This is a genomic window from Herbaspirillum sp. AP02, assembly GCF_015767275.1.
Classification (GTDB): Bacteria; Pseudomonadota; Gammaproteobacteria; order Burkholderiales; family Burkholderiaceae_D; genus Herbaspirillum.
The window spans coordinates 111,785-126,821 of the sequence record NZ_JADWMY010000007.1 but is presented as its reverse complement, the minus strand read 5'-3'; the positions used below and the strand labels follow the sequence as shown (position 1 = coordinate 126,821).

The 15,037-nt window shown below is 63.3% G+C and carries 14 protein-coding genes; 1 reads left to right on the top strand and 13 read right to left on the bottom strand.

The genetic code is table 11. The features are described 5' to 3' along the window. Window positions 1–25: 25 nt before the first annotated feature. From prfA to I5R65_RS15360, 13 genes are all read right to left on the bottom strand, one after another. Entirely contained in the window at window positions 26–1,105 is a 1,080-nt protein-coding gene (gene prfA / locus I5R65_RS15420; RefSeq protein ID WP_006465134.1) for a peptide chain release factor 1, read from the bottom strand. A gap of 117 nt (window positions 1,106–1,222) precedes the next feature. Beyond that, window positions 1,223–2,515, bottom strand: coding sequence for a glutamyl-tRNA reductase (gene hemA, locus I5R65_RS15415; protein ID WP_180668494.1), 1,293 nt, complete (start codon window positions 2,513–2,515; stop codon window positions 1,223–1,225). A 241-nt stretch (window positions 2,516–2,756) separates the two neighbouring features. Continuing rightward, window positions 2,757–3,458, bottom strand: coding sequence for a response regulator transcription factor (locus I5R65_RS15410; RefSeq protein WP_180668493.1), 702 nt, complete (start codon window positions 3,456–3,458; stop codon window positions 2,757–2,759). A gap of 95 nt (window positions 3,459–3,553) precedes the next feature. Further along, entirely contained in the window at window positions 3,554–3,823 is a 270-nt protein-coding gene (minE, locus tag I5R65_RS15405; RefSeq protein ID WP_180668492.1) for a cell division topological specificity factor MinE, read from the bottom strand. Window position 3,824: 1 nt separating this feature from the next. After that, window positions 3,825–4,640 carry a septum site-determining protein MinD gene (minD, locus tag I5R65_RS15400; protein ID WP_180668491.1) on the bottom strand — a complete coding sequence of 272 codons (816 nt, stop codon included), beginning with the start codon at window positions 4,638–4,640 and terminating at the stop codon, window positions 3,825–3,827. Window positions 4,641–4,720: 80 nt separating this feature from the next. Continuing rightward, window positions 4,721–5,512: a septum site-determining protein MinC gene (gene minC, locus I5R65_RS15395; RefSeq protein ID WP_180668490.1), complete on the bottom strand. Its 792-nt coding sequence runs from the start codon at window positions 5,510–5,512 to the stop codon at window positions 4,721–4,723. Window positions 5,513–5,813: 301 nt separating this feature from the next. Beyond that, entirely contained in the window at window positions 5,814–6,953 is a 1,140-nt protein-coding gene (locus I5R65_RS15390) for a BMP family ABC transporter substrate-binding protein (protein WP_077236178.1), read from the bottom strand. Between the two features lie 90 nt (window positions 6,954–7,043). Continuing rightward, window positions 7,044–7,964: an ABC transporter permease gene (locus tag I5R65_RS15385; RefSeq protein WP_077236177.1), complete on the bottom strand. Its 921-nt coding sequence runs from the start codon at window positions 7,962–7,964 to the stop codon at window positions 7,044–7,046. 16 nt (window positions 7,965–7,980) lie between these two features. Next, window positions 7,981–9,075, bottom strand: coding sequence for an ABC transporter permease (locus tag I5R65_RS15380; RefSeq protein ID WP_180668489.1), 1,095 nt, complete (start codon window positions 9,073–9,075; stop codon window positions 7,981–7,983). Continuing rightward, a complete protein-coding gene (locus tag I5R65_RS15375) occupies window positions 9,068–10,612 on the bottom strand; it encodes an ABC transporter ATP-binding protein (RefSeq protein ID WP_180668488.1) in 1,545 nt (514 codons plus the stop codon). The genes I5R65_RS15380 and I5R65_RS15375 overlap by 8 nt, the downstream gene beginning before the upstream one ends. A gap of 190 nt (window positions 10,613–10,802) precedes the next feature. Then, window positions 10,803–11,582, bottom strand: coding sequence for an ABC transporter permease (locus I5R65_RS15370; protein ID WP_180668487.1), 780 nt, complete (start codon window positions 11,580–11,582; stop codon window positions 10,803–10,805). 27 nt (window positions 11,583–11,609) lie between these two features. After that, the gene (locus I5R65_RS15365; RefSeq protein WP_180668486.1) at window positions 11,610–12,395 is read right to left on the bottom strand and encodes an ABC transporter ATP-binding protein; all 786 of its coding nucleotides are present in this window, start codon (window positions 12,393–12,395) and stop codon (window positions 11,610–11,612) included. Window positions 12,396–12,478: 83 nt separating this feature from the next. Continuing rightward, window positions 12,479–13,510: an ABC transporter substrate-binding protein gene (locus I5R65_RS15360; RefSeq protein WP_180668485.1), complete on the bottom strand. Its 1,032-nt coding sequence runs from the start codon at window positions 13,508–13,510 to the stop codon at window positions 12,479–12,481. Window positions 13,511–14,208: 698 nt separating this feature from the next. On the opposite strand from I5R65_RS15360, the gene I5R65_RS15355 reads away from it, so the two are divergent. Beyond that, a complete protein-coding gene (locus tag I5R65_RS15355; protein ID WP_077236172.1) occupies window positions 14,209–15,033 on the top strand; it encodes an outer envelope protein in 825 nt (274 codons plus the stop codon). Window positions 15,034–15,037 lie beyond the last annotated feature (4 nt).

The following is a 15,037-nucleotide window of genomic DNA, read 5'->3' as shown; positions in this document are numbered from 1 at the left end:
CGGGGCAACCTGGTTCCCGCTCCGCTCAATCGTCCCCCAACTGTGCCAGCAGCTCGGCCTGGTGTTCGGTGATGAGCGCATTGGTCAGTTCGTCCAGGTCGCCATCCATGATGAAGTCCAGCTTGTAGAGCGTGAGATTGATGCGATGGTCGGTCATGCGCCCCTGCGGGAAATTGTAGGTGCGGATGCGCTCGCTGCGGTCGCCCGAGCCGATCAGGGACTTGCGGGTGGCGGCTTCCTTGGACTGCTGTTCCCGCAATTGCACGTCCTTGATGCGCGCGGCCAACACCTTCATGGCCTGGGCCTTGTTCTTGTGCTGGCTGCGGTCGTCCTGGCACTCCACCACGATGCCGGTGGGCAGGTGGGTGATGCGCACGGCCGAATCGGTCTTGTTGATGTGCTGGCCGCCGGCACCGGAGGCCCGGTAGGTGTCGATGCGGATATCGGCCGGGTTGATGTCCACATCCTCGACCTCGTCGGCCTCGGGCATCACCGCCACCGTGCAGGCCGAGGTGTGGATGCGGCCCTGGGTTTCGGTGGCTGGCACACGCTGCACGCGGTGGCCGCCCGATTCGAACTTCAGGCGCGAATAGGCGCCGAAGCCGACGATGCGGGCAATCACTTCCTTGTAGCCGCCCAGTTCCGATTCGGACGACGAGACGATCTCCACCTGCCAGCGCTGGCGTTCGGCATAGCGGGTGTACATGCGCAGCAGATCGCCGGCAAACAGGGCTGATTCATCGCCGCCGGTGCCGGCGCGGATTTCCAGGAAGATGTTGCGCTCGTCGTTGGGGTCACGCGGCAGCAGCATCTTTTGCAGGTCCAGCTCCAGTGCTTCCATGCGCGCCTTGGCGCCATCGATCTCTTCCTGGGCGAAGGCCTTCATGTCAGGGTCCGACAGCAGTTCCTGGGCGGTGCGGATGTCGTCACCGGCTTGCACGTAGTCGTGATACAGCGCCACCAGCGGCCCCAGTTCGGCGTGTTCGCGGGTCATCTTGCGGAAGTTGTCCATGTTGGCGGTGGCATCTTCCTGGGCCAGCAGGCTGTTGAGCTCTTCCAGCCGTTCGGCAAGCTGGTCGAGTTTGGCGAGCATCGATGGTTTCATGGGTGTCGAATCCGGTAACGTAAAACAGGGGAAGAAGGAGATATCGGCGGCCGGGGAAAGGCAGCACGATCAGCCGACTGCATCAGACAAGGACGCAGACGGCGGGAGAGGGGAACGCTAACGCTTGGCGCGGAACAGTTGCGGCAGCAGCGAAGCCAGCTGGCTGCGCTGTTCGCCCTGGGCGTGGTGCAGGGCCTGTTGCGGGCCGTGCAGGAACTTGGCGGTCAGGCCCTTGGAGAGGGCTTCCAGCACGGCTTCCACATCGTCGCCCTTGGCCAGCATGCGGCGGGCGCGATCCAGTTCGGCCAGGCGCAGGGCCTCGCCGGTTTCCTGCAGGTCCTGGATCAGCGGCACCATGGCGCGGCTGTCGATCCAGTGCATGAAGGACTGCACGCGGGTCTCGATGATGGCCTCGGCCTGCGCCACCGCCGCCTGGCGGTTCTCGACGCCGCTCTGGACCACCGAAGCCAGGTCGTCCACGGTGTAGAGGAAGACGTCATCCAGGCGGCCGACTTCGGCTTCGATGTCGCGTGGCACGGCCAGGTCGACCATGAAGATGGGTTTGTGGCGGCGCGCCTTGACGGCCCGTTCCACCAGCCCCAGGCCGATGATGGGCAGTTGCGAGGCGGTACAGGACACCACGATGTCGAAGCTGGCCAGCTGCGCTGGCAGGTCGGCCAGGCGGATGGCGCGGCCGCTGAAGCGATGGGCCAGGGTTTCGCCGCGCTCCATGGTGCGGTTGGCCACCGTCAGGGTCTTGGGATTCTGTGCGGCGAAGTGGGTGGCGCACAGTTCGATCATCTCGCCGGCGCCGATGAAGAGCACGTTCTGGCCGGAGATCGAATCGAAGATGCGCTGCGACAGTCGCACCGCCGCTGCCGCCATCGATACGCTATGGGCGCCGATCTCGGTGGTGGTGCGCACTTCCTTGGCCACTGCAAAGGTGCGCTGGAACAGCTGGTGCAGGTAGGTGCCCAGGCCGCCGGCGGCATCAGCCTGGCGCACCGCATCCTTCATCTGGCCCAGGATCTGCGGCTCGCCCAGGACCATGGAATCCAGGCCGGAAGCGACGCGGAAGGCGTGGCGTACGGCATTGTCCTGCGGCAGCGAATACAGATAGGGACGCAGGTCGGCGTATGGGATGTGATGGTAATCGGCCAGGAACTGCGCGGTGCGGTCGATGGCGAACTCCACCCCGTCGCGCCCGGCCGCCGCCGCGGCATACAGCTCGGTGCGGTTGCAGGTGGAGAGGATGGCCGCTTCGCCAGACGCGATGATCCTGTCATTGCCGCCAAACCAGGCACGCGCGGACGACACCGCCTGACCGATCTGGTCAGCGGGGAAGGCCACTTTCTCGCGCAGCGAGACAGGCGCGGTAGTGTGGTTGAGTCCGACAGCGAGCAAATGCATGGAGAGCGCGGCAGCAGTGCCGATGAGCTGGGATGGTGCGATCTATGAGTCCCGAAACGGACAATTTCGAACAGTTTCGGCCCCGGTTTTGGGAATAATTATACTCTTCGGCCAATATCGGGTTGGGACGGTCCCGGATAATCGGTATATGTCTGTGACATGGATCAGGTTTGGCGTTCACTGCAAACGACAAAACAACAGGGCGAGCAGCCAGACGCGCTTGCGGTTCGCGCTGCTTGCGCTACTCCAGCCGCTCCAGCTGGTAGCCGTAGCCATACACGGTCGCCAACTGGTAGCCATTGGCCGGTTGCAGTCCCAGCTTGGTCCGGATGCGCGAGACGTGGGTATCGATGGTGCGGGTCGGGGTTTCCGGCTCATTGCCCCAGATGCGTTCCTGCAGGAAGGCGCGCGACAGCGGCCGTCCCAGGTGCTGCATGAACAGCAGGGCCAGCTCGGCTTCCTTGCGGGTCAGCGTGGCATCCAGATGCGGCAGCCCCGGATGGGTCACGCGCAGACGTGCCAGGTCGACCATGAAGCCGCCGGCCTCGATGATGCTGGGCGGCACTTCGTAAGGGTGCGCCGCCAGCAACAGCAGATCCAGCCGCAAGGCCAGCTCCTGGCGTCGCACCGGCTTGACCAGGAAATCGTCGGCGCCGGCCAGCAGCAGGGTGCGCAGCCAGGCCTGGTGGGCCGGCGTGCACAGCAGCAGCAGTACCGGTCGGGCCTTGGCGGCGGCTGGCGGCCGATGGCGTTGCACCAGGACCGTGATGGCCTGGAATTGCCGTTGCACGTCGTCCATGTCCAGCACGACCAGTTGCGCGCCATCGTCGCAGGCCGCGGCAAAGCCGTCGGCGCCACTATAGACGGTGGCGTCGTGGCGTTCGGCCAGTTGCGTCACCAGGGTGACGGTATCGGCGTCGGAGGAAATGATCCCGATCTTCATGGCATCAGGCTGGCGTTGGGCAGCATATCGACAAGGGTAATCAGATGGACGAAAGGGCAGCCGGAGCTGCCCTTGCACTTGCGGCGACCACCAGGTCAGGCCGCAGGAACGTCGCTATCGGGCAGCACCACGTTCACGTCCAGCACTTCCAGGTTGCCCTGGCGGTCCAGCGAGATCTTGATGTCGTCGGCATTGACCTTGGTGTACTTGGAGATGACCTCGATCAGTTCCTTGTGCAGTGCCGGCAGGAAATCCGGCCCCTGGCGACCGTTGGAGCGCTCGCGGGCGATGATGATCTGCAGCCGCTCCTTCGCCGCCACCGCGCTCTTGGGCTTGTTGGGGAACAGGAAAGAAAGCAGGGACATGTCACTTACCTCCGAAGATGCGCTGCAGCAGACCCGGCTTTTCGTAGGTGGTGAAACGCAGCTCGACGGTCTCGCCGAGGAAGCGCGACACCACGTCCTGGTAGGCCTGCGCCACGTCGGAGTCCTTCAGGTGAATCGCCGGGGAGCCCTGGTTGGAGGCCTGCAGCACGGATTCCGACTCGGGGATGATGCCGATCAGGGGGATGCGCAGGATTTCCTGCACATCGGTATAGGACAGCATCTCGCCATCTTCCACGCGCTTGGGCGAATAGCGGGTGATCAGCAGGTGTTCCTTGACCGGCTCGCCGCCGCTGGAAGCACGACGCGACTTGGCCTGGATGATGCCCAGGATGCGGTCCGAATCGCGCACCGACGACACTTCCGGGTTGGACACCACGATCGCCTCGTCGGCGAAGGTCAGCGCCATCACTGCGCCATGCTCGATGCCGGCCGGCGAATCGCAGATGATGTAGTCGAAGTCCATCTTCGACAGATCGTTCAAGACGCGTTCCACGCCTTCTTCGGAGAGGGCGTCCTTGTCGCGGGTCTGCGAGGCCGGCAGGATGAACAGGTTGTCGCAGTGCTTGTCCTTGATCAGGGCCTGGTTCAGCGTGGCTTCCTTGTTGATCACGTTGATCAGGTCGTAGACCACGCGGCGTTCGCAGCCCATGATCAGGTCCAGGTTGCGCAGACCGACGTCGAAGTCGATCACGGCCGTCTTGTGGCCACGCATGGCCAGGCCCGATGCGAAACTGGCGCTGGACGTCGTTTTGCCGACGCCGCCCTTACCCGAAGTCACAACGATGATTTTTGCCACGAAAAACTCCTTAAGAAGAACAGTACGCCGGTGGGGTCCGGCCCGATTATTCGTTTAAATGGGGGGCACCGGAGTCCGGCTCAGGACGCTGACATCTGCAGCACGTCGATGCGTTCGCCCTGCAGGCGCACCTGCACCTGCTTGCCCGCGAGCTCCGGTGCGTGACCGTTCTCGAAGGTTCGATAGACTCCGGCAATGGAAACCAGTTCCGCTTCCAGTGACGCGGCGAAGATGCGCGCTTCGGTATTGCCCGACGCACCGGCCAGCGCCCGTCCGCGCAACGGCGCGTAGACGTGGATGCAGCCGTCGGCGATCAGTTCGGCGCCGTTGTTGACCGCGGCCAGCACCACCAGGTCGGCGCCACGCGCATAGATGCGCTGGCCGGCACGCACCGGGGTATCGATGACGACGGTACGGGCCTGGGGAGCGGCGGGCGCTTCAGGCGCGGCGGCCGGTGCGGGGGAGGCGGGTGCCGGTGCAGCAGCGACAGGTGCGGGTGCGGGGGCAGCCACGGCTTCCTGGGCGCGGGCATTGGCCGCGCCGGCGCCAGACACCGCCGAGGTATCGATGGCCAGTCCGTGGCCGACGATGCCGGCGTGCAATTGCTCGGGCGCATTGCGCACCGCCACCGTGTTCAGGCGGAAGCGCTTGAACAGCGCCACCACGGCGCTCCAGTCGATGCCGGCAGCCGCATCGGCGTCCAGGGAGCCGATATCGAGGACCGCGAACTCGTCCTCGAAGAAGTCGGCCACGCCACCGGTCATTTCCTTCAAAGCGGATTCCAGCGAAGTCGGATCAGTTTCATGCAGGATTGCCGAAATGGCAACCACAGTGGAAATTTTGATTTCGATCGGTTTGCGGGCTTTTTGCATAAATCCTGTAGTTCAATGCGGCAGAAAGTGAAGGAAAAAGCCAGCTTTCCGCCCGGGCTGGCTGTGCATTATACAGGCAGGATGCGGCTGCGATAGCGGTGGATCGCGGCTTTCAGCGGATATCCGCCGGACCGCCCGGAAGCCGAAATCACGCATCAAAAAATTGCATGAAAGCAATGTATATGCGGGAAAGCGCCCCCGTGGAATCCCGCTTTGCCAAAAAAAAGCCGCCGACACCTCGCGGTGCCAGCGGTCTTTTGCGGTCATTCCAGAGAGGGCGCAGTGGTGGCGCCCGTGACGATCAGCCCGGAACCTTGCCGTCCACGCCTTCGACGTAGAACTTGATGCCATGCAGGAAGCCGTCGTCAGCTACGGCGTCCTTGCCCAGCACTTCCTTGCCGGCGTTGTCCTTGATCGGACCCTTCCAGATCGGCGCGGAGCCATCGACGATGCCCTTCTTGCGCTCTTCCACCAGGGTCTTCACGTCGGCTGGCAGTTCCGGATTGAAGGCGGCCAGGTCGATGCCGTTTTCCTTCAGACCGATCCAGCTGGTGCTGCTCTTCCACGAACCATCCAGCACTGCCTGCACGCGGGCGGTGTAGTACACGCCCCAGTTGATCATCGAGGCGGCCAGGTGGGCCTTGGGGCCGAAGCTGGTCATGTCGCTGTCCCAACCGAAGGCATAGACGCCTTTTTCCTGCGCGGTCTGGACCACGGCGGCGGAGTCGGTGTTCTGCATCAGCACGTCCACGCCCTGGCCGATCAGGGTGGTCGCAGCTTCACGTTCCTTGCCCGGATCGAACCACTTGTTCACCCAGACCACGGCGGTGGTCGCCTTGGGGTTCACCGAGCGCGCACCCAGGGTGAAGGAATCGATATTGCGGATCACTTCCGGGATCGGCACCGAAGCCACCACGCCCAGCTTGCCGGACTTGCTCATCTTGCCCGCGACCACGCCGGCCAGGTAAGCACCTTCATAGGTACGCACGTCGTATTGCGCCAGGTTGTCGGCGGTCTTGAAGCCGGTGGCGTGTTCGAACTTGACGTCCGGGAATTCCTTGGCGACCTTCAGCATGGCTTCCATGTAGCCGAAGGTGGTGCCGAAGATCAGCTTGTTGCCATCGGTGGCCAGCTGGCGGAACACGCGCTCGGCGTCGGCTGCGGATTCGGGAATGTTTTCCACGAAGGTGGTCTTGACCTTGTCGCCGAACTTTTCCTCGACGGCCTTGCGACCCTTGTCGTGGGCGAAGGTCCAGCCGGCATCGCCCACCGGGCCGATGTAGACGAAGGCTACCTTCAGCGGATCGGCGGCGGGAGCGGCGGCGGCCGGCGCAGCAGCGGGCGCGGCGGCAGCGGGTTCTTCCTTCTTGCCGCAACCGATCAGGGTTGCTGCCGCCAGGGTGGCGAGCATCGTCAAGGATGCCCTGCGCGAAATCTTCATTGTGTTCTCCCTCAAGGTCAGTGGATAAATACAGGTGCTGCTACAGAAACGGAACGAAAAAGCGAAAGACGGAAAGACGACAGGCGTGGATCAGGACGCCCCCGGACGGAAGGGCTTGCCCAGGGAGGCCGGCATGTTCAGGCGGATCCAGTCGGGGTTGCGCGAGATCAGCGCCAGCACCACGATGGTGGCCAGGTAGGGCGCCATCGACAGGATCTGCGACGGCACCGTCACACCCATGCCCTGCAGGTAGAACTGGGCGATGGTGACGCCACCGAACAGCAGCGAACCCAGCAACACCCGCGCCGGGCGCCAGGTGGCGAATGCGGTCAGGGCCAGCGCGATCCAGCCGCGTCCGGCCACCAGGCCCTCCACCCACATCGGGGTGTAGACCAGCGACATATAGGCCCCGGCCAGTCCGCAGCACGCACCGCCGAACAGCAGCGCCAGATAGCGGATGCCGCGTACCGAATAGCCCAGCGCATGGGCCGACTCCGGCGACTCGCCCACCGCGCGCAGCACCAGCCCGGCACGCGTGCGATACAGGAACCAGATGCTGGCCAGGCACAGGGCCAGTGCCACGTAACTCATCCAGTGCTGGTGGAACAGCGCCTTGCCCAGGAAGGGAATGTCTGCCAGCAGGGGAATCGAATTGGGTTGGGCCGGCAGCGCCAGTCCCACGAAGCGCTGACCGACGAACGCCGACAGGCCCGCGCCGAAGATCGACAGTGCCAGGCCGGTGGCCACCTGGTTGGTGGCCAGGCGCAGCGCCAGCCAGGCGAACAGCGTGGCCATCAGCATGCCGCACACGGCCCCGGCCATGAAGCCCAGCAGCGGGCTCTTGGTGGCATAGCCGACAGCGAAGCCGGCGATGGCCGCCACCAGCATCATGCCCTCGGCGCCCAGGTTGAGCACGCCGGAGCGTTCATTGATCAACAGCCCGATGGCCGCCAGCAGCAAGGGTGTGCCGGCATTGATGGAGGCTGCGATGAGAGGAGCGAGTTGTTCCATGTCCTGTCCTGATTCCTTAGACTTTCTTGTTCCACGCCAGGCGGTAATCGATCAGGGTATCGCAGGCCAGCAGCAGGAACAGCAGCATGCCCTGGAAGACCCCGGTGATGGCCGATGGCAGGCCCAGACGCGACTGCGCCAGCTCGCCGCCCAGATACAGCAGCGACATGATCAGCCCGCCCAGGATCGCGCCGATCGGATGCAGGCGCCCGATGAAGGCCACGATGATGGCCGCGAAGCCATAGCCCGGCGATACCGACGGCAGCAACTGGCCGATCGGCCCGGCGATCTCGAACGCCCCGGCCAGGCCGGCGAAGGCCCCCGAGATCAAGAGCGACACCCACAGCGCCGAGCGTGCCGAGAAACCCGCGTAACGCGCCGCATGCGGCGCCACCCCGCCCACCATCAGCGAAAAGCCGCGCAGGCTGCGCATCATGAAGATGGCCATCAGCACTGCCAGCACGATGGTCACCGCAAAGCCCACATGCAGGCGTGTGCCGGAGAGCAGCATGGGCAGCATGAACTCGCTGGAAAACACCTTCGATTGCGGGAAGTTCATGCCATTGGGGTCCTTCAGCGGACCATTGACGGCCCACATCAGCAACAGCTGCGCCACATAGGTCAGCATCAGCGAGACCAGGATTTCATTGGCATTGAACTGGTCGCGCAGGTAGGCCGTCACCGCCGCCCACAGCGCCCCGCCGACCACGCCGGCCAGGATCATGAGGACCAGACCCATGCCGCCGGAGATACCATGTCCCGGCACATCCAGCCAGACCAGCATGGCGCCCGAGCACAGCGCGCCGACGGTGAACTGGCCTTCCGCGCCGATGTTCCAGATGCTGGCGCGGAAGCACACCGCCAGTCCCAGTGCGCACAGGATCAGCGGTATCGATTTGAGCAACAGTTCGCTGATGGCGCGCTTGCCACTGAAGGGATCGATCAGGAACACCTTCAACCCGGCCAACGGGTCCTTGCCCAGCGCCAGGAACAGCAGCGCGCCCAGCAGCAGCGTGGCGACGATGGCGATCACCGGCGAGAGGTAGGTCATCGTCTTCGACGGTGTGCCGCGCAATTCCAGGCGCAGCGGGAAACGCATGCGCTCAGCCATGGCCCACCTCCGTGGCGGCGGGGGCATCCCACAGGCCGCTCATCCACACGCCGACCTGCTCGCGGGTGGCCTGCTCGATGGGAATGGAGGGCGACAGCCGACCCTTGGCGATGACGTGCAGGCGGTCACATAATGCGAACAATTCGTCCAGTTCTTCCGAGATCACCAGCACCGCACACCCTTCCTGTTTCAGTTTCAAGATTTCGCCGTGGATCTGTGCCGCCGCGCCCACGTCCACGCCCCAGGTCGGCTGTGCCACTACGAAGACGGCGGGCTTGCGCTCCATCTCGCGGCCGACGATGAATTTCTGCAGGTTGCCGCCCGAGAGGCTCTTGGCCGGCGCATCAGGACCGGCCGCCTTGACCTTGAAGCGTTCGATGATGGAGGCCGCAGCGCGGCGCGTGAAGGCGAAATCGATCATGCCGCGCTTCACGTAAGGCGCCTTCTGGTGTGACAGCAGCATGTTGGCCGTCAGCGAGAGCGTGGGGACGGCACCGCGTCCCAGGCGTTCTTCTGGCACCAGGCCGAGCCCGGCGGCGCGGCGCGGGTTGGGCGACAGATCACCGACCGCCTTGCCGCCCAGCATGATCATGTTGGGTGCGGCGCGCTGGTCCTCGCCCGAGAGCGCCGCCAGCAATTCCTGCTGGCCGTTGCCGGACACCCCGGCGATGCCGACGATCTCGCCAGCCCGCACTTCGCATTCGATGTCCTTCAGTTCGGTGGCGAACAGGTGGGCCTTGGGCAGCGACAGGCGATTGACGTGCAGCTTGCGCTCATTGCGCTGCGAATCGGGATTGCGTTCGCGCTGCAGGCGTACCAGTTCGTCGCCGATCATCATGCGCGAGAGACTGGCGCTGCTTTCATTGCGCGGATCGCAGTTGCCGGTCACGCGACCGCCGCGCATCACCGTGGCGCTATGGCACAGGGCGCGGATTTCGTCGAGCTTGTGGCTGATGTAGAGGATGCTGCAACCCTCGTCGGCCAGGCGACGCAGGGTGACGAAGAGTTTTTCCACCGCCTGTGGCGTCAGCACCGAGGTCGGTTCGTCCAGGATCAGCAGTTGCGGCTCCGTCAGCAGGGCGCGCACGATTTCCACGCGCTGGCGCTCGCCCACCGACAGGGTGTGCACATGGCGTTGTGGTTCCAGTTCCAGGCCATATTTGTCGCCGGTACGGGTGATGCGCTCGGCCAGTTCCTTCAGATCGGTCTTGGCATCCAGGCCCAGGGCGATGTTCTCGGTCACGGTGAGCGTATCGAACAGCGAGAAGTGCTGGAATACCATGGCGATGCCCAGCTTGCGCGCCACCTGCGGATTGGCGATCTGCACGGTCTCGCCGTTCCAGCGGAGTTCGCCGGCATCGGGCTTGACCGCGCCGAAGATGATCTTCATCAAGGTGGACTTGCCCGCGCCGTTCTCGCCGAGCACGGCGTGGATCTCGCCGGGCGCGACCGCCAGGCTGACATCGTCGTTGGCCAGCACGCCCGGATAGGACTTGCGCACATGGCTGATTTCAAGACGGAGTGGAACTGCGCTCACGTGATTTCCCTGTGGTTTCGTATCGTTGTTGCATCGATGGTCGCGGGCAGCCCCTCTGCCCCGGTTTCTTCAGCTGCCTGCTGCGGCGGTCTGCCGGCGCGCACGCGCGACATCATAGACAAATTGGGCCGCGCCGCATACCGCTTTCGCCGCGTTGGCCCCGGCGCCGTGGCGCAAAGCCCGATTTGCCTCATTTTCCGCGATGCGCCCAGCCGGTGGTGCGCCGTTCGATGATCGCAAACAGTTCGTACATCGCCATGGCCATGGCACCGATCACCACCAGCCCGGCAAAGGCCAGCGGCATCTTCATCGACGATCCGGCCGATACCAGCAGATAGCCGATGCCCTGGTTGGAGGCATTCATCTCGGACACCGTGGAGCCCACGAAGGCCAGCGTGATGGCCACCTTCAGCGAGGCAAAGAAGTAGGGCATCGAGCGCGGCAGGCCCACCTTCAGCAGGATATCCATGCGGCGCGCGCCCAGCACGCGCAACACGTCCTCCAGTTCAGGCTCCAGCGTGGCCAGTCCGGTGGCGATGTTGACCATGATGGGGAAGAAGGAAATCAGGAAGGCCGTCAGGATCGCCGGCCCCGCCCCGATCCCGAACCAGACCACCAGCACCGGCACGAAAGCGGCCTTGGGCAAGGCATTGAAGGCCGTCATCAGGGGATAGGCGGCGGCATACAGCATGGGCGAGGAGCCGATCAGGAGACCCAGCGTCACTCCTACGAACACCGCAATGGCAAAGCCCACCATGGTGACCCAGAAGGTCGAGAGCGCATGCTCGGTGATCGGCCCGGCATAGTCCACCATGGCCTGCAGGATCGATGCCGGACTGGGGAAGATGAAGTCCGAGACCTGCCAGACACTGCAGATGAACTGCCAGATGCCGAGGATGACGATCAGCAGGAACCACGGCGCGAGGGTGGTGGCGGCCTTGTTGAGCTTGCCGTTGAACGGTGTTTTCATGGTCGGTCCTTGGCCGGTCGATCAGGGTCAGGTGTTGCGCACATGGCCGATGTGCTCGCGCAGTTCATGCACCAGCGCGTTGAAGCCGTCGGTATAGGTGGTTTCCAGCTCGCAAGGGCGCGGCAGCGGGTTTTCGCGGCGGACCACGATGCGTCCCGGGCGCTTGCTCATCACGTAGATGGTGTCGGCCAGGAAGGCTGCCTCGCGCAGGTCATGCGTGACCAGGATGACATTGAAACGGCGCTCGGCCCACAGGTCGCGCAGCACGCACCACAGTTCCTCGCGGGTGAAGGCATCAAGCGCGCCGAAGGGCTCGTCCAGCAACAGCATCTTGGGTTCGTGGATCAATGCCCGACAGATCGAGGCGCGCTGCTGCATGCCCCCCGACAGTTGCCAGGGAAACTTGTCGGCATAGCCCTCCAGGCCCACGGTCTTGAGCAGTTTCAGGGCGCGCTCGGTGTATTCGGCCTTCTTCTGTTTGAAGGCACGCCGGTAGGGTTCAACGATCTCCAGCGGCAACAGCACGTTATCCAGGGTAGTGCGCCACGGCAACAAGGTCGGCGCCTGGAAGGCCATGCCCACGAACTTCAGCGGCCCGGTCACCGGCTGGCCATCGATGACGACGCTGCCGCGATTGGGCTGCTTGAGGCCCGTGGCCAGCTTCATGAAGGTCGACTTGCCGCAGCCGGAGGGGCCGACGATGGCGATGAATTCGCCCGCGCGGGTCTGCAGGTCGATGTCTTCCACCGCGAATTCGGTGGCGCCATCATAGGCCAGGTAGACGTGGCGGAAATCGACGAAGGGTTCGCTCATGGAAACGGTCTGCTAAGGGGGCCTTGATCCTGACCGGCCCATTGCGGGCAGTCAGGGGCGGGACCGGAAAAAATATAAATGATTTACTTGGGGAACACGTCCAGTTCGGCCTTGGAAGGCAGGAAGCTGGCATTCCAGATCTTGTCCGCGTTGACCCGGGTCTTGGTGCCGTAGGCATCCGAGACCTGCGAGGCCATCAGCGTCAGGCGCGGACCGTAGACCTGGCCATAGCCTTCCGACTTGGCGTGCGGCGTGGCGATGGCGCTGGCGATGGCCAGCTTGAGGCGACGCAGTTCGAGTTTCTCGTCGATCAGGCCGTCGCGCTCCTTGAGTACCTTGATGGCGGCGTCCGGATTGGCCATCACGTCCCGGCTGGCCTTGGCGAAGGCGCGCAGGAAGCCCTTGATGGCTTCCGGCTTCTGCTTGACCATGGTATCGGAGGCGATGATGGCATTGCCGTACAGGCGCACGCCATAGTCCGGATACATCATCACGTTGACGTCTTCATCCTTGATGCCGCGGGCATTGAGGTTCAGCAGCGAGGTGAAGTAGAAACCGGTGATGGCATCCACGTCGCCCCGCGCCAGCATGGTTTCGCGCAGCGGCGGGTCCATGCTGGTCCACTGCGCCTTGGAGGCGTCCAGGCCATTGGCCTTGGCGAAGATGGGATAGGCGCGGCGGCCGGCGTCGAATACCGGTGACCCCAGCTTCTTGCCGACCAGGTCGGCTGGTTTCTTGATGCCCGTTTTCTTCAGCGAGAAGATCGCCGCCGGCGTGTCGTTGTAGACCATCATCACGCCTACTGGCTTGCCCGGTGCATCCGGATTGTTGGCAGTGAATTCCATCAGCGCGGCCATGTCGGCGAAGCCCATGTCATAGGTCCCCGAGGCCACACGGTTGACCGCATTGCCCGATCCATTGCCGGCATCGATGGTGACATCCAGTTTTTCCTGGGCGAAGTAACCCTTGGACTTGGCCACCAGGAACAGGGCCGACGGACCCTCGAAACGCCAGTCGAGCTGGAACTTGATCCTGGTTTCCTGGGCCGCCGCGAGGGTGCAGCTGGCACCGAGCAGCAGGCTGATGCCGAATTTGAAGAACTTGCTGGAATGCACGGTGGACTTCCCTTCCTGGTTCGTTTGAATGGCAGATTCCCACCGGCTAAAAGCATTTAATGTGCCAAGCGCCGGCCGACCCCGGCGATCACGCTCGCGCTCCGTGCGGCTCGCGCTGTCAAGCGGATGCCGGTTCGCAACCTGGTCCGGGATGATCAACAGCAGCCAGATTTTTTGTCGACAATCAAAAAATCCATTTGCAACAATTTGGTGCTTGCTTGCACCTTCATAGATAAAAATGCACTAAAAAAAATGCGACGACGGCGCTGGAAGGCCTATCAGTAGCGCCTTTGCCTGTTTCTTGTCGGCTGCGGGAAGGCCCGGATGATTGTTGACAATCGATTTGGCAGCCATGCGGTATCGCTCGCAGGCCCTTGGGATTCGGCTCGGACTCGGCTAGGATTGCGCCCCTGCGCGGGCCGATGCCTGTCCTTTCGGGGGAAAGCGACTCGTGTTTTTGCCGTGGCAGGCAAGTCAAGCGGAGCCTTCGGAAGGGCTGGCACGAGCTTTGCGTAATCGCTGCCGTCGGTGCGGGTGTCGGCAGTGCTGTCAGCAATTTGCCAGGCCTTATTTGACGAGTGCAAGCACTTAAGGGGGCGGATCTCGATGCTGTGGCGGGGAGAGTGCAGTACGCCGCAGGATCGAACCGGGCTCCGGGTCAACAGTCATTTTTTAGACAAGCAACACAGGGAGAAACTATGAAGACGGGTATCAAGGGGAAGTACTGGATGATGGCGGCGGTAGTCGCCTCGGCGGCATGCAGCATGTCAGCTCATGCACTGGACTGGGCGGACAACTCAATCGGCTACCGTTACGGTACCCGTTTTGCCGAGCCCTACAATTCGCAGGATATCAGCAAGAACATCGTCAACTTCCAGCATGCAAGCGGCTACAAGTACGGCACCAATTTCCTCAACATTGACATGCTGCTGTCGGATAACAAGGATGACAATGCCCGGGAATTCTACGTCGTCTATCGCAACACGCTGGATATCGGCAAGATCAGCGGCAAGGACCTGTCCTTTGGCCCGGCGCGTGGGGTTGGCCTGACCTTGGGTTTTGACTGGAACACCAAGAACGACAAGGGCTACGGGTCCAAGAAGCGCATGTGGGTGATTGGTCCGACCCTGATGATGGATGTGCCTGGCTTCCTGAATGTGAGTGTGCTGGCGCTCTTCGAAAGCAACAAGCCCGTTGGCGTGGCGAGTCGCTATGAGTATGACACGCACCCGATGCTGAACCTGGCCTGGGGTATCCCTCTGGGCGCTTCCGGCTGGGCCTTCGAAGGCTACATGAACTACATCGCGGCCAAGGGCAAGAACGAATTCGGTGGCTCCACCGGTCCCGAAGTCAACTTCGATGGCCAGGTCATGTACGACCTGGGTACCTCGATGGGCATGGGTAAAAACAAGTTGCGCGTCGGCCTGGAATACCAGTACTGGCGTAACAAGTTCGGCAACCCGAGCAATGTCCCGGGCTCGCTGGCCAAGACCCCGATGGTGCGCGCCGAGTACCACTTCTAAGCGG